Annotated in this window: 22 protein-coding genes; 11 read left to right on the top strand and 11 right to left on the bottom strand. The window is 68.3% G+C overall.

What is annotated here, in order from left to right; all coding sequences use genetic code 11:
• Window positions 1–3 precede the first annotated feature (3 nt).
• The 3 genes from MXB90_RS06365 to MXB90_RS06355 all read right to left on the bottom strand — a co-directional run bounded on the left by MXB90_RS06365 (window position 4) and on the right by MXB90_RS06355 (window position 3896).
• A complete protein-coding gene (locus MXB90_RS06365) occupies window positions 4–1017 on the bottom strand; it encodes an NAD-dependent epimerase/dehydratase family protein (RefSeq protein WP_250042531.1) in 1014 nt (337 codons plus the stop codon).
• A gap of 79 nt (window positions 1018–1096) precedes the next feature.
• Complete coding sequence (locus tag MXB90_RS06360; protein WP_250042529.1) at window positions 1097–2473, bottom strand: phosphohexomutase domain-containing protein; 1377 nt, start codon at window positions 2471–2473, stop codon at window positions 1097–1099.
• Complete coding sequence (locus MXB90_RS06355; protein WP_250042527.1) at window positions 2460–3896, bottom strand: mannose-1-phosphate guanylyltransferase/mannose-6-phosphate isomerase; 1437 nt, start codon at window positions 3894–3896, stop codon at window positions 2460–2462. The genes MXB90_RS06360 and MXB90_RS06355 overlap by 14 nt, the downstream gene beginning before the upstream one ends.
• Window positions 3897–4157: 261 nt before the next feature.
• On the opposite strand from MXB90_RS06355, the gene MXB90_RS06350 reads away from it, so the two are divergent.
• Window positions 4158–4661, top strand: coding sequence for a hypothetical protein (locus tag MXB90_RS06350; RefSeq protein ID WP_250042525.1), 504 nt, complete (start codon window positions 4158–4160; stop codon window positions 4659–4661).
• A gap of 12 nt (window positions 4662–4673) precedes the next feature.
• On the opposite strand, the gene MXB90_RS06345 is transcribed toward MXB90_RS06350, so the two are convergent.
• Window positions 4674–5078 (bottom strand): hypothetical protein, encoded by a 405-nt coding sequence (locus tag MXB90_RS06345; protein WP_250042523.1) that lies wholly within the window; start codon window positions 5076–5078, stop codon window positions 4674–4676.
• Between the two features lie 267 nt (window positions 5079–5345).
• Here MXB90_RS06345 and MXB90_RS06340 point away from each other — a divergent pair, with 267 nt between their 5' ends.
• The 6 genes from MXB90_RS06340 (at window position 5346) to MXB90_RS06315 (ending at window position 11615) form a co-directional block, all read left to right on the top strand.
• On the top strand, window positions 5346–6008 hold the full coding sequence (locus MXB90_RS06340) for a hypothetical protein (protein ID WP_250042521.1): 663 nt from the start codon (window positions 5346–5348) through the stop codon (window positions 6006–6008).
• Window positions 6009–6037: 29 nt separating this feature from the next.
• A complete protein-coding gene (locus MXB90_RS06335; protein ID WP_250042519.1) occupies window positions 6038–7351 on the top strand; it encodes an O-antigen ligase family protein in 1314 nt (437 codons plus the stop codon).
• Window positions 7348–8184 carry a metallophosphoesterase gene (locus MXB90_RS06330; RefSeq protein WP_250042517.1) on the top strand — a complete coding sequence of 279 codons (837 nt, stop codon included), beginning with the start codon at window positions 7348–7350 and terminating at the stop codon, window positions 8182–8184. Before MXB90_RS06335 ends, MXB90_RS06330 begins: the two co-directional genes overlap by 4 nt.
• Before the next feature lie 38 nt (window positions 8185–8222).
• On the top strand, window positions 8223–10340 hold the full coding sequence (locus tag MXB90_RS06325; RefSeq protein ID WP_250042515.1) for a GumC family protein: 2118 nt from the start codon (window positions 8223–8225) through the stop codon (window positions 10338–10340).
• Between the two features lie 76 nt (window positions 10341–10416).
• Window positions 10417–10680, top strand: coding sequence for a spike base protein, RCAP_Rcc01079 family (locus MXB90_RS06320; protein WP_250042513.1), 264 nt, complete (start codon window positions 10417–10419; stop codon window positions 10678–10680).
• Between the two features lie 2 nt (window positions 10681–10682).
• On the top strand, window positions 10683–11615 hold the full coding sequence (locus MXB90_RS06315; protein WP_250042511.1) for a phage head spike fiber domain-containing protein: 933 nt from the start codon (window positions 10683–10685) through the stop codon (window positions 11613–11615).
• On the opposite strand, the gene MXB90_RS06310 is transcribed toward MXB90_RS06315, so the two are convergent.
• Genes MXB90_RS06310 through MXB90_RS06290 form a run of 5 tightly spaced genes read right to left on the bottom strand, consistent with a single transcriptional unit; the run spans window position 11596 to window position 17609 of the window.
• Window positions 11596–12747 carry a DUF1972 domain-containing protein gene (locus tag MXB90_RS06310; protein WP_250042509.1) on the bottom strand — a complete coding sequence of 384 codons (1152 nt, stop codon included), beginning with the start codon at window positions 12745–12747 and terminating at the stop codon, window positions 11596–11598. The two genes, MXB90_RS06315 and MXB90_RS06310, sit on opposite strands and share 20 nt — an antisense overlap.
• Window positions 12737–14008, bottom strand: a complete 1272-nt coding sequence (locus tag MXB90_RS17730; protein ID WP_284040752.1) for an O-antigen ligase family protein — start codon at window positions 14006–14008, stop codon at window positions 12737–12739. Before MXB90_RS17730 ends, MXB90_RS06310 begins: the two co-directional genes overlap by 11 nt.
• Window positions 14005–15252, bottom strand: a complete 1248-nt coding sequence (locus MXB90_RS06300) for a glycosyltransferase (protein WP_250042507.1) — start codon at window positions 15250–15252, stop codon at window positions 14005–14007. The genes MXB90_RS17730 and MXB90_RS06300 overlap by 4 nt, the downstream gene beginning before the upstream one ends.
• Window positions 15253–15255: 3 nt before the next feature.
• Entirely contained in the window at window positions 15256–16284 is a 1029-nt protein-coding gene (locus MXB90_RS06295) for a sulfotransferase family protein (protein WP_250042504.1), read from the bottom strand.
• Window positions 16269–17609, bottom strand: a complete 1341-nt coding sequence (locus tag MXB90_RS06290; RefSeq protein WP_250042496.1) for a lipopolysaccharide biosynthesis protein — start codon at window positions 17607–17609, stop codon at window positions 16269–16271. The genes MXB90_RS06295 and MXB90_RS06290 overlap by 16 nt, the downstream gene beginning before the upstream one ends.
• A 343-nt stretch (window positions 17610–17952) precedes the next feature.
• Here MXB90_RS06290 and MXB90_RS06285 point away from each other — a divergent pair, with 343 nt between their 5' ends.
• A complete protein-coding gene (locus tag MXB90_RS06285) occupies window positions 17953–18630 on the top strand; it encodes a sugar transferase (protein WP_250042691.1) in 678 nt (225 codons plus the stop codon).
• A gap of 54 nt (window positions 18631–18684) precedes the next feature.
• Window positions 18685–19614, top strand: coding sequence for an endonuclease/exonuclease/phosphatase family protein (locus MXB90_RS06280; RefSeq protein ID WP_250042494.1), 930 nt, complete (start codon window positions 18685–18687; stop codon window positions 19612–19614).
• A gap of 10 nt (window positions 19615–19624) precedes the next feature.
• On the opposite strand, the gene MXB90_RS06275 is transcribed toward MXB90_RS06280, so the two are convergent.
• Entirely contained in the window at window positions 19625–20308 is a 684-nt protein-coding gene (locus tag MXB90_RS06275) for a Crp/Fnr family transcriptional regulator (RefSeq protein WP_250042492.1), read from the bottom strand.
• Window positions 20309–20573: 265 nt separating this feature from the next.
• Between MXB90_RS06275 and MXB90_RS06270 the strand changes: the two genes are divergently transcribed.
• Both MXB90_RS06270 and MXB90_RS06265 read left to right on the top strand, forming a co-directional pair.
• The gene (locus tag MXB90_RS06270; protein ID WP_250042491.1) at window positions 20574–21386 is read left to right on the top strand and encodes a Crp/Fnr family transcriptional regulator; all 813 of its coding nucleotides are present in this window, start codon (window positions 20574–20576) and stop codon (window positions 21384–21386) included.
• Between the two features lie 81 nt (window positions 21387–21467).
• On the top strand, window positions 21468–22706 hold the full coding sequence (locus MXB90_RS06265; RefSeq protein WP_250042490.1) for an aminopeptidase: 1239 nt from the start codon (window positions 21468–21470) through the stop codon (window positions 22704–22706).
• A gap of 27 nt (window positions 22707–22733) precedes the next feature.
• Here the strand turns inward: MXB90_RS06265 and MXB90_RS06260 are convergent, their stop codons facing one another.
• Window positions 22734–23279: an HPF/RaiA family ribosome-associated protein gene (locus MXB90_RS06260; protein WP_250042489.1), complete on the bottom strand. Its 546-nt coding sequence runs from the start codon at window positions 23277–23279 to the stop codon at window positions 22734–22736.
• Window positions 23280–23284 lie beyond the last annotated feature (5 nt).

The raw sequence follows: 23284 nt of genomic DNA, 5'->3' as shown, positions 1-23284 counted from the left end.
CGGTTATTTGCGGTAATAGTCGCGGAACCAGGCGACAAAGCGGGCGATGCCGTCGCGCACGTCGGTCTGTGGGCGGTAGCCGGTCAACCGCTGCAGCAGGCTTGCATCGGCCCAGGTGGCGGGCACGTCGCCCTTTTGCATCGGCATGAAATTGCGGATCGCGGTCTTGCCAAGGGCCTGTTCGATCGCCTCAACGAAATCCATCAGGCGCACCTTGTCGGAATTGCCGATGTTGACGATCCGGTAGGGCGCGACCGGCGACAGGCTATCCCCGGGGGCGATGTCGGCGGCGCTTGCGGGGCATTGGGGCACCGCGTCGATCAGCAGGCGGATGCCGCGGACCAGATCCTCGACATAGGTGAAATCGCGATACATTTCGCCGTTGTTGTAGATGTCGATGGGGCGGCCTTCCAGGATCGCCTCGGTGAATTTGAACAGGGCCATGTCGGGCCGACCCCAGGGGCCATAGACGGTGAAGAACCGGAACATCGTGGTCGGCAGGTTCCACAGATGCGCATAGGCATGGGCCATGCTTTCATTGGCCTTTTTCGTCGCGGCATAGATCGTCAGCTGGGTGTCGGCCTTGTCGGTTTCGGCGAAGGGCATGGTTTCATTCGCACCATAGACCGATGAGGTCGAGGCGATCAGCAGATGCCCCACCCCCAGCCGCCGCGCGGCCTCGATCACGGTGAAGGTGCCGATGACGTTGGAATCCAGATAAGCGCGGGGGTTCTCCAGCGAATAGCGCACCCCGGCCTGTGCCGCCAGATGCACAATGATTTCGGGCGCGAAATCATCGGCCACGCGGTCGAACAGGGCCTGATCCTCCAGCATGCCTTCGGTGGCGGTGAAATTGGGGTTTTGCAGCAGGATGGCGTGGCGGCGCTGCTTCAGCGCAACATCGTAGTAATCGGTCATCCCGTCATAGCCATGCACGCACCAGCCTTCGGCCAGCAGCAGCCGGGCCAGGTGGAAGCCGATGAAGCCGGCGGTGCCGGTGATCAGGACGCGTTTCACGGGATACTCCTTGCACATGGCCGCCCGGGCGGGCCGGTTTACGCCGCCCATAGCATCCGCGGGCGCGGCATGGCCAGCGCTATGCGCCGATCAGCGCGCGCAGTTGGTTGACCCCGGCGATCACCCGCGCGGCATCGCCCCGGGATTCCACATTCAGCCGCAACAGCGGTTCCGTGTTCGAGGCACGCAGGTTGAAACGCCAATCCGGGAAGGACAGGCTTAGCCCATCGGTGCGGTCGATGTCGGTGGCCTCGGGCGCCAGCGCGGTTTCGACCCGTGCCAGCGCTGCGGTGGCGTCGGCCAGGCGGAAATTGATCTCGCCCGAGGACGGGAAGGCGGCGCGCCGTTCGGCCAGGATATCCGCCAGCGGCTGGCCCCGGCGACAGATCAGTTCGGCGACCAGAAGCCAGGGGATCATGCCGCTGTCGCAGCACATGAAATCGCGGAAATAGTGATGCGCCGACATTTCCCCGCCATAGACCGCGCCGGTGTCGCGCAGGGCCTGTTTCAGGAAGGCATGGCCGGTGCGCGCGGCGATGGCCTGCCCGCCCGCGCGGGTCACGACATCGCGGGTGTTCCAGATGACGCGCGGGTCATGCACGATCCTTGCCCCCGGTTCGCGGGCCAGAAAGGCCTCGGCCAGAAGGCCCACGACATATTCGCCCGCGACAAAGGCGCCGGTGTGATCGAAGAGAAAACAGCGGTCGAAATCACCATCCCAGGCAATGCCCAGATCGGCACCCGCAGCCACGACCGCGCTTGCGGTGGCGGGTTGGTTTTCCGGCAGAAGTGGGTTCGGGATGCCGTTGGGAAAGCGGCCATCGGGGGTGTGGTTGATCCGTTCAAACCGAAGTGGCGCGCCCCGGGCCAGCAGGGCTGCGGCGATCGCGTCAAAGGTAGGGCCGGCGGCCCCGTTACCCGCGTTCACCAAAATGGTCATCGGGCGCAGCGCCGCCAGATCGACAAAGGACAAAACGCGGTCCACATAGGCCGCGCGCACCTGCGCCGCAGGGGTGATGCGCCCGCCGGGCCTCTCCGGGCCAAAGGCGCCGCTTTCGGCCAGCGCGCGGATCGCGTTCAGCCCGGTGTCGGCGCCGATCGGGGCGGACCCGGCGCGCACCATCTTCATGCCGTTGTAATCCATCGGATTGTGCGAGGCGGTGACCGTGATCCCGCCATCTGCGCCCAGATGGGTGGTGGCGAAATACATCTCTTCGGTGCCGGACAGGCCAAGATCCAGCACCTCGGCCCCGGCGTCCATCAGCCCCTGTGCCACCGCCCCGGCCAGCGCGGCCGATGAGGCCCGGCAGTCGCGGCCCAGCACGACACGGCGCGCGCCCAGCACCTGGGCAAAGGCGCGGCCGATGCGATGGGCGATGCGTTCGTTCAGCTCGTCCCCAAGCCGCCCGCGCACGTCATAGGTCTTGAAACAGGTCAGCGGTTCAGCTGCGGGCATAGATGTCCTCATAGCGGATGATGTCATCCTCGCCCAGATAGCTGCCGGTCTGCACCTCGATCAGCACCATCGGCAGCTTGCCGGGGTTTTCCATCCGGTGCACCGCGCCAAGGGGCACATAGACCGACTGGTTTTCGGTGACGAGCTGCACCTGATCGCCGATCGTCACCTTTGCGGTGCCCTGCACCACGATCCAGTGTTCCGAGCGGTGGACATGGCTTTGCAGGCTGAGCGCCGCGCCCGGATGCACGACGATGCGCTTGACCTGAAACCGGTCGCCGATCACCAGGCTTTCGAACCAGCCCCAGGGCCTGTGGTCGCGCGGGAAGGCGGTGGCCTGGGTCGCATCGCGCGCCTTCAGGGCGGTCACCGCCTCTTTCACGCGCTGGCTGTCGGCGCGTCGGGCGACCAGCACCGCATCGGGCATGGCCACCGCGATCATGTCCTGCAAGCCGATGCCGACCAGTTCCACGCCCTCGGCCTCGGATCGCAGCAGGCTGCCGGTGCAGTCGATCGCGGTTGCGTGGTCGGAACACACGTTGCCCGCGCCATCGGGGCCGGATTCCTGCCAGACCGCCTCCCATCCGCCAAGATCGGACCAGCCTGCATCATAGGGCATGACCACCAGGTTTTCGGCCTTTTCCATGATCGCATAGTCGATCGACACATCGCGCAGCCCGGTCCAGGGCGTCGGGGCCAGCCGGGTAAAGCCCAGATCGGTGCGCGCGCCGGCAACGGCCTTTGCTGTTCCGGCCAGCAGGTCGGGTTCGTGGCGGCGAAAGGCCGCCAGCAAGGTGTCGGCGCTGAACAGGAAGATGCCGGCGTTCCACAGGAAGCTGCCAGCCGCGATCATCCGGGCGGCGCGGGCGGCATCGGGTTTTTCGACAAAGCGCGCCAGCGGTTGGGGCGTGGCGGCCCCGCTGTCGGCCCCGGGGGCCAGTTCCAGATAGCCGTAGCCGGTTTCCGGCCGGGTGGGGCTGATGCCGAAGGTGACCAGCTGGCCGGCGCGGGCGGCGGGGGCGGTGGCAGCCACCGCGGCCTGGAAGGCGGCGGTGTCGGGGATGACATGATCCGACGGCGCCACCAGCATAAGCGCCTTGGGATCCTGCCGTTCCAGCCAAAGCGCCGCGGCCAGGATCGCGGGGGCGGTATTGCGACCCTCGGGCTCGATCAGGATGGCGGCGGGGGCCAGCTGCACGGCGGCCAGTTGTTCGGTCACGATGAAGCGGAACGGATCGGCGGTCACCACGACGGGCGGGGCGAAGGCGGGGCCCACCATCCGCCGCGCGGAGGCCTGGAAAAGGCTGTGATCGCCCATCAGGCGGGAAAACTGTTTCGGATAGCTTTGCCGGGACAAGGGCCAAAGCCGCGTGCCCGAACCGCCGCACAGAATGACCGGGTGGATCGTCGGGAAATGGGTCATGGGTGATACTCGGATACAACTGAAAATGATGGGCGGCGGAGGCGCGGGCGCGTCTTCCCGCCCGGGTGGGACAACCTATTAACCCTTAGCATAGCAGGCGTTCCCGCCTTTCGCCTATTGTCTTTCACATCCCTTGCTGCGGTGTGCAGGCGGCCCGCTAAACGGTTCTTAACGGCTTGCTGCTTTGGTGGGGACAGCGGGGATGTGGGGTCTGCGCGGAATCCGGTCAGAACGAACGGGCATCACCATTGGGGGTGGTCCATGCTGCGGTCTTCGCGCCACAGCCGCCGTGTGCGCATTGCGCTGCGGGCGGCGCGTCATCTTACGGTCGGGCTGTGGTTGGCCCTGCTGCTTGGCCTTGCCCGGCCCGATGCGGCCTGCGCCGCGCCGATGGTTCAGACCGTCCGCGACGATCCCGGCGGCGCCATAGCGGACCGGGTGACGATGATCCGTGACCTGCGCGCGCGCGGTGCCCGGGTGCGTATCGTGGGCGGCTGCTGGTCGGCCTGCACGATGTTCCTGGCGCTGCCGGGCACCTGCGTTGCGCGCGCCGCGCGGTTGGGGTTTCACGGCCCCGGATCGCCCCGTCCCGGCCTTGCGCTGCGCCCCGACGCCTTCGAACGCTGGTCGCGGATCGTTGCGGACCATTATCCCGAACCGTTGCGCGGCTGGTATCTGCGCGAGGCGCGCCACATCCTTGTGGGCTTCGCCGAGTTGCGCGGGACCGAGCTGATCCGTCTGGGCATCCCCGAATGCCGTGATTAGGGCCACCGCCTCTTACCCGGCCGAGGCTGCGATGCCGGTCGTCAGGTCGATCGCTGCGGCATTGCCGGCCGCGATCTTCTGCGCCACTTCGGCGATGGCACGGGCCTGCGTCGGGTCGGTGCTGGCGGCGGCAACGGCCTCAAGCGCCGCGGCATAGTCGGCGGCGGCAGCGGCGGGGGCGGTTTGGGCGGCCTGCACCAGCATTGCCGCCAGGATCGCCAGTTGCGAATTCATCGCGGGCTGGGTCAGGCCCTGGGCTTGCAGCGCCGCAACCGAGACGCGCACCGCGCCAACACAATCACCCGCCGCGCAACCAGCGCTGATCGCGCGCGCGTCGAACAGCGTCTGTTGCGCCCCGACAGCCGCCGGCGACAGGCATGTGATCGACAGAAGGGTGGCAAGAAGATGGCGGCGCATACAGAAACCCCTTTAAACCTATGATTGCATTACCCTAAGCATGGCCCGGGGTGAGATGCAACATTCCTTCGCGTTACGGATCGGGGCTTTGCGCCCGTCGCGTTGCATGGTGGCAACGCACAATACGGCTTTTTTTATTGGGACTTGTGGCGTTTCCATTTTCATGATCGACACAGAAAAAGCGCCTAGCCCCGCGGAAACGGACCACAGGATCGGACCCTGCGCATGTCATTTTCGGCAGTGATGCCCTTGCCGATAGCTCGCCTTATGATTGTTTCTGCGGCTTTGGCCGTGGCGCTGGCGGCTGCGGCGATGCTGCCACGGGAATACCGGGCGGCGATGCTTGGGCAAAGGGGGCCGGCGGCGCAGGTCGAACAGGTGTTGACGGGCCCGCACACAGGCCCCGTTCATCCAGCGCTTTCGCTGCGCGGGCAACGGGCGCAGCTGGAGGCCTGTGATCGGGCCTTGCGCGGGCCCTTTGCCGCGCTGCAAACGGACGACCGGCGCGCCCTGCTGGCCCGGCGTTGCGCGGATCTGGCGGGGGCCATTCTGGCGCGTGCGCCGACGCTTGGCCTGGCGCATCTGGTGCGGGCCGAGGCGGCGCTGGCCAGGGCCGATCCTGCAGGGTTTTCACAGGCCATAACCCTTGCGCAGCGCACCGCCCCGGGCGAGGGCTGGCTTGCGGCGCGGCGGCTGGATCTGGCCCTGCCGGTCTGGGCCGATCTGTCGGAAAAGGCACGCGGCGCGGTCGGCGCGGATGCGGCGCTGCTGATCGCCGCGCCGCGCTATCGCGGGGCCATGGCGCAGCGTTGGCACACCGATCCGCCGATCCGCCCCGTTCTGGTATCTGTGGCCGAGACTTTGCCGCCCGTGGCGCAGCGCGCCTTTCTGCATGCGGTGAAGGGTGCGGGGGAAGGGGCGGGCCGATGATCGCGGGCGGGCGCATGACACAAGCGCGGATGGGGTTTGCTGACGGGGTGCTGGTGGCGCTTGTGCTGGTTACCCCGCTTGCCGCTGGCGGGAACCGGGCGCCGGTCTGGTTGATCGGCGCGGTGCTGGCCTGCGCCGTGGCGGGGCTTCATGTGGCGCGCGGGGGCGGCTTTGGGCGGGTTGCGACCCTGCGGCCGGTTTTGGTACCGATCCTTTTGTTTCTGGCCTTTGCGGGGTTTCAGATCCTGCCGGTCGCGGGGGCGCTGCCGCAGGCCGTTGTGGCCCTTCCCGAAACCGGGGTGGCGGCCGCCGCGACGATCAGCCTTGCGCCGGGGGCGGGGCAACCGGCGATCCTGCGCATCGCGGGCAGTCTGGCGCTGTTCGCGATGCTGACCCAGGCCGCCGCGCGCCCCGACCATGCGCGCCGGATCGGTTGGGTGATCTATGCCGGTGTGGTCGCGCATGCCCTTTGGGGGTTGCTGTCGCTGACGCTGTTTGGCGACCAGTTCCCCTGGGGGGAAAAGCAGTTCTATCGCGGCGCGGTCACCGGCACCTTTGTCAGCCGCAATGCGTTTGCCACCTTTCTGGGCATGGGGGCGACGCTGGGTCTTGCGCTTTTGCTGGGCGGGCGCGGGCGAAGCCTGCGGGGCCATTGGCTGGCGCCGTCGGGCGTCACCGGGGCGGCGCTTTGGGCGACGCTGGGGATCGTGCTTCTGGCGTTGCTGGGCACACAGTCGCGGATGGGTCTGGTGGCGACGGTGGCGGGGCTTGCGCTGGTGACGCTGGCGATGCCGGGGGGGCTTGGGCGTGGAACAGGCTGGGCCGGGCTTGCCGGGTTCGCGCTGGTGCTGCTTGTGGCCGGGGCAGGGCTGGCGGATCGCGCGATCCTGACGGTCGGGGATGCGGCCCACCGACTGGAACTGTGGCGCCAGGTGGCCACGATGATCTGGGCGCGGCCCTGGACGGGCTATGGCCTTGATGCCTTTGCCCCGGCCTTTGAGCTGCACCACCGCCCGTCGCTGGAGCCGGGGCTGATCTGGGATCACGCCCATTCGGTCTATCTGGCGCTTTGGGCCGAGATGGGGCTGATCGCGGGGTCATTGCCGCCGCTTGCGGGGCTGTTGGCGGCGCGGCGGCTTGTCCGTCTGCGCCGTGCCCGCCCGGCGGACAGCCTGCTGCCCGTGGCGGGGCTTAGCGCGCTATGCGTGGCGGCGGTTCATTCGCTGGCCGATGTCAGCCTGGAGGTTCAGGGCAACGTTCTGCTGTTGCTGTCGATCCTGGCGCTTGGGCTGGCGCGTCGCCTGCCCGAAGAACGTGCCCGGGTCGCGGGGGCGGCGGCATGAACCTGGCGGCGATCCTGCGGCGGGTCTGGTCCGGGGGCGTGGTGCCAGCTGGTGAGCACGCGCCCGGGCTTGACCTGCCTGGGCCCTTTCCACCGATTTATGCGGTGGGCGACATCCACGGCGAGGCGGCATTATACCGTCAGCTGGAACGGCGCATTCTGACCGACCGGGCCGCGCGCTTTGGCAACAAGCCTGCACTGGTGGTGATCCTGGGCGACATGATCGACCGCGGCCCCGACAGCGCGGGGCTGATCGATTTTCTGCTGGCCCCCGCGCCGCCGGGGCTGCGCCGACTATGCCTGATGGGCAACCACGAACAGATGGCGCTGGACTTTCTGACAGCCCCCGATCCGCGGGCGGCATGGCTGGACCATGGCGGGGCGCAGACGTTGGCATCCTATGGCATTGCGCCCGATCCGCGGCATGGCTACCGCATGCCTGCGCGGCGCCTGGCGGCGCTTGTGGCCGCGCATGTGCCCCCGGCGCATCTGGCCTTTCTGCGTGGCCTGCCGGGCTGGCTTTGGGCGGGGCATTTCTTTTGCCATGCGGGCACCGCCCCCGACCGACCGCTGAAAGGCCAGACGCTGGACACGTTGCTGTGGTCGCGCGGGTTTGACGACCCGGCGCTGCCCGCGCCTGCGGGTCTTGGCGGCGCGCTGGTGGTGCATGGCCACATGCCGCAGCCCCGCGCGATGCAGCGCGGCTGGCGCATCAATGTGGACAGCGGCGCCTATGCCACAGGCCGGCTAAGCGCGGTGCGCCTGTTCCCCGGTGACGAACCCGCTTTCCTGATTGCCGAACATGGCCCCGCCCCTGCGTTCAGTTGCGCGTAACCGGCCGCCCCGCCGCCACCTTTTAAAGAGTTGACCCGATGACCAGTGATCCGCTTGACCTGAAATCCATCGTCTTTCTGCTGCGCCGGCAGCTGCGCCTGATCCTGGCGTCGGTCTTTCTGATGCTGGCGCTGGCGCTGGTCTATGTGGTGCTGGTCCGGCCGATCTATACCGCGACCGCGCTGGTGATGGTCGATCCGGCGCCGAAATCGCTGCTTTATGGCGAGGATACCGCGCGTTCAGCCTCGGGCGAGAATGCGCGTGTGGACAGCGAGGTCGAGATCCTGCGTTCGCCCACGGTGGCGCTGGCGGTGGTGCGCGACCAGAACCTGATCGCCGATGCGGAATTCGGGCCGGGTCTGTCGCTGGCGGATCGGTTCCGCGCGGCCCTGGGCTTTGAAAGCGCGCTGGAAATCAGCGGCGAGGTGCTGGTCAAGGGGGTGCTGGATCGCTTCATGCAAGCCACATCCGTCCGGCGGCGGGGGCTGACGCATGTGATCGCGGTGTCGGTTGCTTCGGTCGATGCGGATCGGGCGGCGGCGCTGAGCAATGCCCTGGCCGAGGCCTATATTCAGGCACAGCTGGCCAGCAAGGTGTCGGGATCACTGGGGTCGCGTGACATGTTGCAGGGCCAGGTTGCGGCCGCGCAAACCGCGCTGACCGGATCAGAGGCCGCGATCGACCGCTATATCGAAGAAAACCTGGACCGGATCGAAACCGAAACCGGTCTGGCCGATATTGCCGCGTTGCGCGCGGATCTGCGCGCGATGGATGCGCGGCGGCTGGAGGCCGATCTGCGCGGGCGTGAAGCCGCGCGCGCGCTGGAGCGTGAGGATTGGGCGGCGCTGACGGCGCGGCTTGGCACCGAGGCGCTGGCCCAGCTTCAGGCGGAACGCGAGGCGCTTCAGCGCCGGCTGGGCGGGGCTGATCCGGGATCGGCGGCGGAAATCGACCTGCGGGGGGCGCTGGCGGCCCTGGCGGTGGATCAGGAACGCGCCGCCGCCGAGGCCATTGCCGCGCTGCAGGCCGAGGGCACGGCACTTGCCGCGACCATGCGCGAGTCGCGCGGCGCGCTGCGCGAGGCGCTTCTGGCGGGGGAATTGCCGCCGCAGGTGCTAAGCGAGCTGTATCAATTGCAGCAAGAGGCGACGATCGCGCGCGGGCAGTATCAGACGCTGTTGTCGCGCATGCGCGAGCTGGAGGTTCTGGCAGCGGTGCAGATGGCCGATAGCCGCATCGTCTCGCCCGCGCTGTCGCCTGCGCGGCCGTCCCATCCGAACCGGGCGCTGGTTCTGGGCTTCGGGCTTGTGGCTGGCTTGGGTCTGGGGATCGGGCTGGCGTTTCTGAATGAATATTACGTCGGTGGCATCACGTCCGAACATCAGCTGCGTGAGGTGATGCGGGTAAAGGTCGCGACCGCGCTGCCGCTTGTGGCGCCGCGCGGCGAGGCAGGGGCCGCGATCGCCGATACCGTGGTGACCGCGCCCCTTGGCGTCTATGCCGAGGCGGTGCGGCGGCTGCGGGCCTCGCTGGAACATGCGCTGGGGCGCAGGCGGGGGGCCGGGGGGCAGGGCGATTGCATCCTTGTCACGTCGGCCAATCCGGCCGAGGGCAAATCGACCACGGCGCTGGCGCTGGCGCGGGCCTTTGCCGCCAGCGGGCGCAGCGTGATCCTGATCGATGCCGACCTGCGCCGGCCCGGCCTGCACCGGGTGGCAGGCATTGATCCCGCGCGGGGCATGATCGATTACCTGACTGACCCCGGCGCCGAACAGGAGACCGCCAGCTTTCTGGTTCAAGACCCGCTGTCACAGGCGCTGCTGATGCCGGGGCGGGGGCGGGCGCATCGGGAAACCGATCAGCTTCTGGGCGCGCCGATCTTTGCCCGGCTGGTCGCGGCCGCGCGCAGCGAATTCGACATTGTCATCCTGGATGCGCCGCCGGTTCTGCCGGTGGTGGACGCGCGCTATCTTGCGCCCTTTGCTGATGCGGTGGTGATGGTGGTGCAGTTTGCACAGACCGGGCAGGGCGATCTGCGCGACGCGCTGCAGGTGCTGTCCGAGGTCACGCCCGAACGGGCCGAGGTGCTGTGCGCGCTTAACCGTGAACCGGAACGCAAGGGCGGCTATCATTACGCGGGCTATTATGGCGGCTGAGGCGGCGTACGCTGCCTAGCGCGGGCGTTAACGCATTGGAAATAGGGTGCCGGGATCACAAATGATGGAGTGTCCCATGCAAGACCCGTTCAAGAACCGCGCACTGTCCCTGTCTGGTCCCGCCAGCGACATCCTGCCGGTGACGCCCAGCGACACCGCCGACCTGCCCGAGGTGGCCGCCGCCCTGTTCATCCAGACCGCGGGCGCGCTGACCGTGACCACCGTGCGCGGCCATGTCCGCACCCTGTCGGTGCCCGAGATGAGCATCCTGCCGGTGGGCGTGCGCCGGGTGCATGCCAGCGGAACCACCGCCGATGGCATCCATGCGCTGCTGGTCTGACCATGCCGGGGTTCGATTTCCGGCTAAGCCGCCCCGGCCCGGGGCTGGGGTGCAGTTTGGCGCGCCGCGCCGGGGTGCACGTCTTTGACCTGACGCAGGGCAGCCTGCCTGCGGGGCTGGCGCTGACGCGGGCCAGTCCGGGCAGCGCCTTTGCGCCCGCTGGGGCGCTTGTGTCGCTTGGCGCCGATGCGCCGCGGTTTGACCATGACCCGGCCAGTGGCGCCCTGCGCGGGCTGTTGCTGGAAGCTGCGGCCACCAATCTGGTGCCACAGTCGATCGCCACGGTGCCCGGCTGGATCGCGGACAGCTGCAGCCCCCAGCCACTTGCGCTGAATGCACTGGGGCGGTTTGCGGGGGTCAGCGTGCCGTCATCGGGTGTGATCTGGGCGCGGCTGAAGGCCAATGTCACGCTGGCGGCGGGCACCAGCTACGCGGTCACTTGCTTTCTGCGCGCCGGAAGTTCGGGCGCGGCGCGGGTGGTGATCTCGGGCGCGGGGGGGGAAACGCATGTGGCCGGCCCGGTCGGGGCACTGGTGGCCACCCGCGGCGATCTGGGCAGCTGTTCCGACATCCGGCAGACCCTGCTGGCCGACGGGCTGACCTGGCGGGTCAGTTTTGTCTTTGCCTCGGCCGTGGCGGGGGCCTGTCACCTTGGGCTTGGGCCCGCCAGTGCGACGGCGGGGGCCGATGTGACCCTGCTGGCGATGCAGATGGAGACGGGGACCACCCCCACCAGCTTCATCGAGACGCAGGCGGCCCCCGGCACCCGCGCGCGGGACCGGCTGGTCCTGACTGGCCTGAACGGCCTGCATGATCTGGTGCTGGACTATGTGGGGGGCGCATCGGCCACGATCACCGGCGCGCTGCTTGCCCCGGGATATGAGCTGACGCCAAGCCTGCCGCATCTGCGCAGGATCACCGCGATCCGCCGCTGAAAAGACGGCCTGCCCCTTGCGGGCGGGCCGTGTCCCGCAGCACCGTTTCATAGGCGGTCAGGATCGCGTCCCATTCAAAGGACGCCGCATGGCGCGCGCGTGCCGCTTTGCGCGCCGTGGCCACCGCCGCATCATCGGTCAGCGCCCGGACCATGCAGGCCCGCGCCCCGGCCGCATCCGCGAAATAGAACTGCCCCGGCCCCGCAACCCAGCGGTTGAAGCGGTTGTCATGGGCAATCACCGCCGTGCCCGCGCCGAGTGCCTCGACCAGGGATGGATTCGTGCCGCCCACCTGATGGCCATGCAGATAGGCGCGCGCGTGAAAGCGCAGTGCGGCAACGCGGTCGGGGTCATAGATCGCGCCGGGAAAGATAACATCCGGCCCGGCGGCGGCGCGCACCGCGGCGTGATAGGCATTGCCGTCCTGGGTCCGGCCCAACACCACGCATTTCGCCCCGCTGCTGTCGCCAAGGCCGCTGAAGGCGCGGACAAGCTCTAGGATGGAATTCTCCGGCTCAATCCGGGCAATCGAGACGACATAGCGCCCGGGAACAAGCCCCATCTCGTGCAGCGGCTGTTGCGGGGCGCTTGTGATGGCATCCGCGCCATAGGGGATCATCACCGGAACCTTGCGGCAGCGCCAGCGCAGGTGGCGCGCGATTTCGGGGTGGTCGGCCACGGCGGTGTGGCAGATGTTGGCGCCAGCGATTTCATTGACGAAGAACCAGATCTTTGCCGCCAGCGACCATTTGGCGCGGCGCCATTCGATCCCGTCCATGTTCATCACGATGCGCCGGCCCCGGACCCGCTGGAGGATGTTGAACAGCGCCGTATTGTAGCCCAGGATCAGATCGACTGCAGAGTCCGTGCGGGGCTGCGTCAGCAGATGGCGCAGGCAGGCCAGGTCGAATTCCATCGTGCCGGCCGGGCCGCTGCGGCGGGGGCGCAGGTGCACCCGGGTGACGCCCTGCCAGAGGTCGGTCCAGGGGCCGGGCGGACCGTCGTCGTCCTGGCAATAGACGGTGACCGAATGGCCCCGCGCGACCAACCAGGGGGCAAGGCGGGCGGCAAAGGTTTCAAACCCGCCATGGGCCGCCGGGATGCCGCGGATGCCCAGAATGTTAACCTGCATCGGGTGACCCTTCGGCAGGGCCGATCGGCGCGATGGAAAGTGCCAAGACCATCAACAACAGCATCACGGTCATGGTCTGCCCCACAAGGCTGGTGCTAAGCGTGATCGTCAGCAAAAATCCAAGCCCCAGTGCGCCCAGAAGCGCGCGAATGCCACGCGCGTTCGGGTCGCTCTGCGGAACATGGCGCCGCATCCGGCCAAGGCCCGTTACCACCAGCACCACCGCGATCAGGCCGGGGGCACCCAGCTCGACCAGCGCTTCAAGGAACAGGTTGTGCATCTGTAGCCCAAAGGCGCTGACCACGATGGCCTGGCCGGGCCCGTGCCCCGTCAGCGGCTGTTCCAGCGCCAGACGCAGCCCCATCGCCCAGTTTGCGATGCGCCAGGACAGGGAATTGTCGACATAGCGGAAATCATAGGTGCTGGCGGAAAAGTCGTAATGATCCAGAAAGAACGACAGGCTTGCCAGATCGTCGAACCGGCCCGAGGCCAGCGCCAGAAGCACCCCGGCCCCTGCCACGGGCGGCAGTAGCGTCACGCGTAGCGCGGGGCGCGATCTGGACCAGACCGTCAACAGCACGACCAGTAGCAACACCACCCAGGCGGTGCGCGCAAAGCTCAGGTAAAGCGCTGCGCCGCCCAGCAGATATATCGCGACCATCCCGGCACCCAGCCGCGCCCCCGCCCGCAAACGCGCGATTTCCAGCCCCACCAGCGCCACCACCAGCTGCAGCCCGAAGGACACCGGATGCACATCGGGCCCGAAGGCGCGCAGATAGGTGGACCGCCCCGCCTCGGCAAAGCCGGTGCCCGAGGCGGTCTGATACAAGGCCAGCGCCGCCCCGGTCAGGATGAACACCCCCAGGAACCGGCGCACCGCCGCCAGAACCGCCGGGCCGCGCAGATGCAGCGCCAATCCGTTCAGCATGGCGCCGTAAAGCACCAGCAGGACAACTTGCGTTGCCGCCAGATCCGGCATCGCCAGGGGCGGCGCGAAGGCCAACGAAAGTGCGCAGGCGACCAGCCACAGCGCGAACCCCAGCAGCGCCAGCGCCGTGGGCCGCGCGATGCGCGGATCGACCAGAAACACCAAGGCCGCCGCCCCGGCCAACGCCAGCGTCACGAACCGCGCGCCATCGGGCAGGCCAAGCGCCGCCGCCGCGCCGCTGAACAGGCGCAGATACAACAGCCCCAGCAGCAATCGCATCGCATTGGGTAGCGGCGGGGCCATGTCCTGCGCATGGGGCGTGGCGCCGATCATTCCGACACCTTTTCGACGTTGACCCCAAGGCGGGCATAAAGCGCGCGCATCGCCGCGAAATAGCGCGCGGGCGCAAAATCCCCTATCGCCAGCGCGTGGCCCGCCGCCCCGCGTGCGCGCAGGTCGGAATCTGGCGCCCCTGCAACCTGCTGCAGGCAGGCGGCCAAGGCATCGGCATCGCCCGGCGCAAACAGCCAGCCGCAGGGCACGGCCCCGGGTGGTGTCACCAGTTCGGGGATGCCGCCGATCGCGGCGCCGATCACGGGGCGGTGCAGCTGATAGGCCTCGAGCACCGACATCGGGGCGTTTTCATACCATTCCGACGGCAGCACCACCGCCCGTGCACGCCCGACCCGGGCCCAAAGCGCCGCGCCCCCCAACCGGCCCAGAAAGCGGATGGGGGCGCCGGTTTGCGCTGCGGCTGCGCGCAAGGCGCCCTCAATCGGGCCGCTGCCGGCGATATCGACCGGCACCCCGGCGCGGGCCGCGGCCTTGATCAGTGTGAACAGGCCCTTTTCCTCGGACAGCCGTCCGAAATACAGGATGTTGCCGTCATGTGCGCCCGCGTGGCGGGGGGCCAGCGGCCTTGTGAAATTCGGGATATGGCTGATCCGGTCTGCGGGAAAGCCCCAGTCGATCAGCTTGTCGCGGTAGAACCGGCTTGGGGCGACGACATGGGCCACATGGTCATAGCTGCCCAGCAGGCGGTGCAGCCAGGCCTCGGCGGCGACGATGGCGCTGGCGGCGGCGGACCCCTTGATGCAGCGCTGGCGGACCACGTTGACCAGCGACCCGGATTTGCAGCGTTCACACAGGCCACCGGCATTCATCATCTTGTAGGCCGGGCAGGCCAGCTTCAGGTCATGCGCGGTCAGCACCACGGGGACGCGCGCGGCGGCCAGATCGGCAAAGACCGCGGGCGTCAGGTGGTGATAGATGCAATGGACATGCGCCACATCAAAGCGCTGCCGCGCCAAAAGCGCGCGCAACTGCCCCCGCGCCTGCCCGTTGTAGATGGTGCGCCAGGCGGTGCGCAGCCGGGCGATGCCCCGCCCGGGGAATTCGAAATCCACCAGATCGGCGAAATGCGCGGCATCCGGCGTGTGCAGATTGCGCGGGTGATGCATGGCAAAGAAGCTCGTGTCCCAGCCGTTTTGCGCGAACAGATCCGCATGGTCGAAATAGACCACATCCGACCCGCCCCGGCGGTAATGGTAGGAATTGAGCGACAAAAGCCGCGGCACCGCTTAGCCCCCCGCGCGCGGGCGCACGCGCCCGATGCTGTGGCCATAGCCCATGGCGGCCAGTGTTTCGATGAAGGGCGCGACCAGGGCAGGCATCAGGTCCAGATCGCCATGCGGCCGGGCGGGCGACAGGATGGTGCGGGCGTAATCCAGCATCACCGGATCGGGGCGCAGGCCGCAATGATCCAGCATCCGGGCGATCACCGGCGCGGGGGTGGCGCAAAGATCCTCATAGCGGATGGCCAGCGTGTCGGGGTGTTCGGCGGCCGCGCGCCGCGCTTCGCGCATGGACACGATCCATTCTACCGCCGCGCGGTCGCGATGATCGGTCACCGCGCGCAACAGCGGCTGAAGCGGCGCCAGATCGGGATGTTCTGGCACGATCTGATCCACGATCATCTGCCACTTGCGTCCCGCGCGGCCCCACCAGTCGTGCCGGTCCAGCCCGACGGTTGCACCCTTGCGCGCCGACCAGCCGGTGACCGAGGCGCAGGTATCCACCCCATCGCGCAGGATGGCGATGAACCGCGCCTGCGGGAAGAGCGCGCGCGCAAAGCCGGTGCGAAACACCAGCTCGGGGTATTTGTCCACGATCCGGCGCCCGCGACCCCAGGCCAGCGCCCAGGCCTGCACCTGCGCGATCCGGCGGGCGATGGCGGGCGCGGCGTCGGCGGGGCCAAGCCGCATCCGGGCGCGCGCGCGGGAATAGCTGCCGATGATGTCCTCGCCGCCATGGGCGAAATGCCACATCGCCTTGGGCTCATTCAGAAAGACCGTATCGCGATGCAGCGCGAACAGCTTGCCCAGAACGGTCGTGCCCGACCGGCCGGTGCCGATGATGAAGATCGGCGCGCCTGCCTTGACGGGCGCGGGCAGGATCTGTGCCGCGCGAAACAGCGCAAAGACCAGCGGGTTGATCCAGCGGCCGCGCGTGGTCAGCGGGCGCCCCTCGATCAACGCCCAGGCGATGATCCGCCCCGGAACCTTGCCGCGCCGCAGCCGCCACATCGGTGCATCTATCTGGGCTGGCATGGTACCGCCTGTGCAATCGGGTTTCGTCCAAGCGCGCCCAGGACATCGACCCGAAGGCCAAGCCGGATACGTGCGGTCCGCCAGAACAGCCACTTGCGCGCGCTGACGGAGATCAGGACCCCCGCGGCGATCCCGGTGGCCCCGTGCAACAGGCCAAGCCCCAGCATCAGGCCGACCCCGCCCAGCGTGGTGATCAGGCTGATGCGCAACGCCGCGCGGTCCTGCCCGCACATGTTCAGCACCAGGTCCGCCGGACCGAAGACGGTGTTCATCACCGCCGCTGCCAAAAGCAGCCAAAGCACCCCCTGCGCCGCGACAAAGGCCGTGCCGAACAGCGTCAGCACCGGCCCCGCAAGCGCGGCCAGCACCAGCGCCAGCGCCAATGTCGGGACAAAGGCCTGCAGGCTTGCGGCTGCGGCGGTGCGCGCAAGCGCGTCCCGGCGGTCCGCGCCATGCAGTTCCGACAGGACCGGGCCGGTCACGATGTTCCAACTGTTCTGAAAGAAGCCCGGGGCCTGCGCGATCCGGTTCGCCGCGAAGTAAAGGCCAGCCGGTCCCGGCCCCAGCAGCGCCGCGGCCAGAATGACATCGATATTGGCAAAGGCGACCGCCGCCATCGATACCCCCCAAAGCGGGCCACGCGCGCGCCGCCAGTCGTCATCCGCCGGTGTGGCGCGCATCGCCTGGCGCAGGGCGCGCAAGGACGGCAGCCCCCGGCGCCGCAGCGAGGCCGCCAGCGCCAGGATCAGCCCCGCCAGAACCGCGATCAGGATCGCCAGGACCGTGCCAAGGGGCAGGGGCCTTGCCCCCGTAAGCCCCGCGGCCACCAGCGCCAGAATCACCGAGATCAGCCGCCACAGCACATCCTTGGGCAGGATCGCCAGTGTGATCAATCGATGCGCGCGGGCCAGATGGGCCTGAAAATCGATCACTCCGACCAGGGGCACGATCAGAAGACCGAAGGCCAGCAGCGGCCCACGCTGGACCTGCCCAAACGCATCGGCCAGCATCACCGCCCCGGCCAGAAGGACCCAAAGCACCAGATTGCCCGCCGCCGCCGTCAGCCCCGCCCGCGCCGCCAGTGCCGTGGCGGCGTCGCTTTGTCCGCGCGCCAGAAGTGGCGGCACAAAGCGCAACAGCGCCAGTTGCTGGCCCGCCGAGGCCGCGATCGACAGGAACAGGCTGGCCGCCATCAGCGTGGCCAGAATGCCGAAATCCGCGGGCGACAGCAGCCGCGCCATCGCGATGACGAAGACATAGGTCATCGCCGCGCCCGCCACGCGCAGGCCAAGCGCGGTCGCGGCCGCGCGGCTCAGGCCCGGCACGGGCTGCGGCCCCTGATGTTCTGGCGGTCCACGCGTCGCACCTGCACCCTTGCCCCAATTAACCGAAACGAGGAATACAACCCAGGAGTGCGCAGCTCAAGCCCGGTTCATGCCTTGCGGGCCTGTGATCGGGCGAGGGCACAGTTTCGCCGCATTTCCGTGTCTGCCGTGCAACACACGTCAAAGTTGTGCATGCTTCCGCCCCGCCAGTCGCGAAACCGCGCCTGGATCGTTGACTTTGAACGCCGCCATTCGCAGACATTCGGCAGATCCTGGTTAGCAAGTGATGAAGATCAGGGCCGGTCCGTGTTCGGTTGATGGTTTGAAAGGGTGCGTCTTGAAGGTGACAATCCGGCCCGACGAGATTGCCTGCGATGGCCCGTTCGCAGCCGGGGCGGTGGTGCGCAACCGCTATACCGGCGCGCCACAGCGTATGCTTGATCTGCTTCTGGTCCTGATCATGGTGCCCGCCCTGGTGCCGGTCATCGCGGTTCTGTGCCTGCTGGTGCGCCTTGATGGGGGGCCGTGCCTGTTCGCGCAGCCACGGGTCGGGCGCGATGGGCGGCTGTTTCGCTGCTGGAAGCTGCGATCCATGGCCGTGGATGCCGAGGATCGCCTGCGCGATCTGTGTGCCCGCGATCCGGCGATCGCCCGGGAATGGCAGGCCCATCAAAAGCTGCGCAACGACCCGCGCATCACGCGCATCGGGGCATTCCTGCGCAAAAGTTCGCTGGATGAACTGCCGCAGATCTTCAACATCCTGTCCGGCGACATGAGCTTTGTGGGCCCGCGCCCCTTCACGCCCGATCAGCAACCGATGTATGAGGCGGCGGGCGGGCGCGCCTATTTCCGGATGCGGCCCGGGGTGACCGGGTTGTGGCAACTGGAGGGGCGCGGCACCACGCTGTTCATCGACCGCGTGCGCTATGATGAGGCCTATTACCGCCGTGCTTCGCTGCGCACCGATCTGATGCTGATCGCGCGCACGGGGCTTGCGGTGGTGAAGATGACGGGTCAGTAGAGGGCGGCTTCCGTCCCGCGCGCGGTCATGCCAGACTGCGCCAAAGGGGATGGAATGCGGATCGCGACCTTCAACGTGCAGAACCTGCGGCTGCGGCGGCGCGATGGGGCGCCCGCGCTGGATGGCGCGCGGGACCGCGACGTGCCCGAGGATACCGGCCCCGGCGCCGAGGCGCTTGACCCGCTGGACCGGCAGCTGACGGCCGCCGTTCTGCGCGATGCCGATGCCGATGTCGTGGCCCTGCAAGAGGTGTTCGATCAGGCGACACTGGATCATTTTCACGATCGTTTCCTGCGGCCTGCGGGGGCTGGGCACTATCCGTATCGGGTCTGCCTGCCGGGCAATGACGGCAGCGGGCTGGATGTGGCGGTGATGTCGCGCCGCCCGCTGGATGCGGTGATCAGCCATGCCGATCTGACGCCGCGCATGGCGGGGCTGGCACCCGGGCCACTTGATCCCGATCTGCCGATTTTCCGCCGCGATTGCCTGGAGGTGTCGGTCGCGGGGCTGTGGCTTTACATCTGCCATTTCAAGGCGCCCTGGCCCGATGCCGAAGCCGCCTGGCCCATCCGTCGGCTAGAGGCGCAGGCGGTGGGCTGGTTGATTTCGCGCCGCTTCGCCCGGCCCGAGCGGGGACTTTGGCTGGTGCTGGGGGATCTGAACGAACCGGCGGCAGACCCGCCGGGCCGCCCGCGCGCGGCCGCCCCGCTGCAGGCGATGGCGGTGGATCTGCTGGAACGGCGCGCGCAGGGCGACCGCTGGTCGTTCAGCGCGCCCGAAGGCGGGCCGCTGTCGCGCCCGGACTCGTTTCTGGCCTCGGCCGCGCTGGCGGCGCGCTGGCCCGCCGCCTGCCCCGAGGTGATCCGCACCGGGCTGTCGCATGAGGTGACCCCCTATCGCGGGCCGCGGCTTGCGGGGGTTGGCCAGCACCGGCCACATGCCTCGGACCACGCGGCGCTGGTGCTTGATCTGCCCGGGTTGTGACGGGGGCGGGCTATCCCGCGATCCGCGCCAGCAGGGGCGCATCGGTGACGCACAGCTGATAGGGGTCCAGCAGGCGGATCGCGCCCCGCGTCCCCAGCTCATGCAGGCTGCGGCTTAGCGTTTCGGGCCGGGTGCCCAAATGCAGCGCCAGCTGCGCCCGGGTCAGCGGCAGGCGCAGCGGCCCCGCCGTTCCGCTGCGCCGCGCCAGGATCATCACGAAGGCCGCGACCCGTTCGGTCACGCGCCGCCGACCAATCACCTGCAACCAGTCGCCGGTGCGGTCCATCACCTCAAGCAGATGCGCGCTCAGCCGCTGATCGGCCTCGGGATCCTGTTCGATCACGGCTTCCAGATCGGCGCGCGGAATGGTCAGCAGGCGCGCATCGCTCAGCGCCTCGATCCGGCATGTGGCGGGGCTTTCATAGGGGTGCCCGCAGATGTCACGCGCCATCAGAACGCCGATCAGATGCGCCCGCCCGTTTTCCGCGCGCTGCATCAGGCCCAGCGTGCCTTCCAGCACCTCGGCCACCTCGGTCAGATCGGTGCCGGGGCGGGCCAGCACGGTTCCGGCGGGCACGACCCGTTCGCACAGCCGCGCCGTCAGCCACGCCCGCGTCTCCGGCGCGACAGTGGCCAGAAGCCCACCCAGGACCGAGCCCGCGCAAGGCACGCGGGGTTGGGAACAATCCGCCATGACATCTCCTCCGTCGTGCCGCAAAAGCCGGGACAGCCAGAAAGATTCGGGCAATTATCGGACCATAGCCGGAAATCCGCCACCGGTCATCGGTGTTGCGCGTCCGGCCTGCGGCCTTCGGGCTTGTCGGCAACACGGGGGCTGTGGTTCAATTCGGGGCCGGGTGGTGTGATCCATCACCGGCGCCGGTTTAGTGCCCGGCGTGCGAGTGCCGAACCTGTTCCGCCTTATTCGCGCCGCGAATGGCGCTTGACGGGGGTGGCCAATGGCCCACGATCGACTTGTCCCGAGCGCGCGCGATCTGCATGGCGCCAGCCGGTGCCAGCCCTGTCCCAGCCGCCGCACGGGGATCTGCGGGGCGATGGGGCCGGGGCCGTTCGCGATCCTGGGCCCGCTGGCGCGTTTTGTGACCCTGCCGCGCGATCACCTGCTGATTGACGAAGACGCGCCCGCCGCCGCGGTCTGGATCGTCCGGCGCGGGGTGCTGCGGGTTCAGCGCTACGGGGCCGATGGCCGGCGCCAGATCATGGGCCTGTTCCTGCCCGGCGAGGTGACCGAGAAGCTGTCGACCGATCGCGCCGGCAGTTGTGTGGAAACCGCCACGGCGGTGGAACTGTGCCGACTGGACCGGCGCGCCTTTGCCGAGGTGCTGGCGCGCGAGCCGGGGTTGCGCCGGGCGCTGACGCAACAACGCCTGGCCCGGCTGGGGCGGATGCGCTGGATGATCTGGGCGCTTGGGGCGCTGCGCCCCGATGAACGGATCTGCGCCTTTCTGGCCCTTGCGACGCGGTTCTTGCCGGTGCAGCCGCTGCCTGATGGCACGCTGGCGCTGAGCGTATCATTGCCCCGGCCCGACATTGCCGACCTGCTGGGCACCTCGGCGGAAACCTATAGCCGGGTGACCCACCGCTTGCAGGACGCGGAGGTGATCGAAATCCTTGATCCGGAACATTTCCGTATCCGGTCGCTTGACGCGCTGATCCGCAAGGGATGCGCCGAACAGGCGTTCTGGACGCTGCCTTTCCCCGACCTGGGGGGCGCAGGCATGGCTTTCGACACGGTGGTTCAGCCGGTCTGAGCTTGCGCCATCTGGGCCTGCGCCATTGACGGCCCCGCGCGGATGCCTAGTGTTCGGGCAAGCCTGAAGAAAGGATTTCCCATGACTGCGCCTGACCTGGACCCCGCGAAACTTGACCGTCTGGCCGAGGTGGCCGTGCGTGTGGGGCTTAACCTGCAACCCGGGCAGGATCTGATCCTGACCGCGCCGGTCGCCGCCCTGCCGCTGGTGCGCCGGATCGCGGCGGCGGCCTATCGCGCGGGCGCGGGGGTCGTCACGCCGCTTTTGTCGGATGAAGAGGTGACGCTGGCCCGCTTTGCCAACGCCGATGACGCCAGTTTCGACCGCGCGCCGGGCTGGCTTTATGCCGGCATGGCCGAGGCCTTTGGCGCGGGTGCGGCGCGCATGGCGATCGTGGGCGAAGATCCGATGTTGCTGGCGGGGCAGGATCCGGCCCGGGTGGCGCGCGCGGGCAAGGCCAATGCGGTGGCCTACAAACCCGCGCTGGAAAAGATTTCCAATTTCGACATCAACTGGACCATCGCGGCCTATCCAACGCCATCCTGGGCGGCGCGCGTCTTTCCCGACCTGCCCACCGATCAGGCGGTGGCGCGGCTGGCCGATGCGATCTTTGCCGCCTCGCGGCTGGATGGGGCGGACCCGGTGGCGGATTGGGCCGCGCATAACGCAGCACTTGGCGCACGTACCGCATGGCTGAACGGCCAGCGCTTTGCCGCGCTGCATTTCCGCGGGCCCGGCACCGATCTTACGGTGGGGCTTGCCGATGGGCATGAATGGCACGGGGGCGCGTCGGTTGCGCAGAACGGTGTGCTTTGCAACCCCAACATCCCCACCGAAGAGGTCTTTACCACCCCCCATGCCCGGCGGGTCGAGGGCTATGTCCGGGCGTCCAAGCCGCTGTCGCATCAGGGCAGCCTGATCGACGGGATCGAGGTGCGCTTTGCCGAAGGCCGCATCACCGAGGCCCGCGCCACACGCGGCGAGGCGGTGTTGCAAAAGCTGCTGGATACCGACGAAGGCGCCCGGCGCCTGGGCGAGGTGGCGTTGGTGCCGCACAGCTCCCCGATCTCGCAATCGGGGCTGTTGTTCTACAACACGCTGTTCGATGAAAACGCCGCCTGTCACATCGCGCTTGGCCAGTGCTATTCCAAGTGCTTCGTCAATGGCGCGGATCTCGACGCCGATCAGATCGCCGCGCGGGGGGGCAATTCCAGCCTGATCCATGTCGACTGGATGATTGGATCGGCCGAAACCGAGATTGACGGCCTGACCGCCGATGGCACCCGCGTGCCGGTGTTCCGCGCCGGGGAATGGGCCTGACCCGGCGGGCGGGATCAGGCAGCGGGCCTATGCCGGGGCGATGTCCACGGCATAGGGCCCCTTGTCGCCATCCATCTCGCGAAAGCGCAGCCGGTCGCCCAGCGAAAGCTGGTCCCAGTCGCCGGTGACCAGACTGTCTTTCTGAAAATAGACCTCTTGCCCGTCGTCGCCGCGCAGATAGCCAAAGCCAAGGGCGTCGATTTCCACGATTTCACCGTGCAGCACCGCGGGATGGGCCTTGACCGCCTGCGGGTCCATGCGCTGGCGGGTTTTCTTCAGCCGTTCTTCCAGCGCGCCAAAGGCCCGGTTGATCGCAAGGGTCAGGTCGTCGTCGGCATGACCCTGCCGCACGGATTTGGCGACATCCACATCCGGCCCCGGCAGGTCCAGATGGATGCGCACATCCACGCCGCGCGCGGTGTGGCGGCGGTTTTGTGGCGCCGAGATCACCACCCGCGCGCCGATCAGGCCGGGGCAGAATTGTTCGACTGCGGCCAGACGCTTGTGAACCAGATCCTCCATCGCGTCGGATCGGTCCAGATTGTGCCAGCTGATGACGGGCTGTCGTTGCATGTTAT

Source organism: Phaeovulum molybdatiresistens (assembly GCF_023544865.1).
Classification (GTDB): Bacteria; Pseudomonadota; Alphaproteobacteria; order Rhodobacterales; family Rhodobacteraceae; genus Pontitalea.
This window is presented reverse-complemented; position numbering and strand designations above follow the sequence as displayed.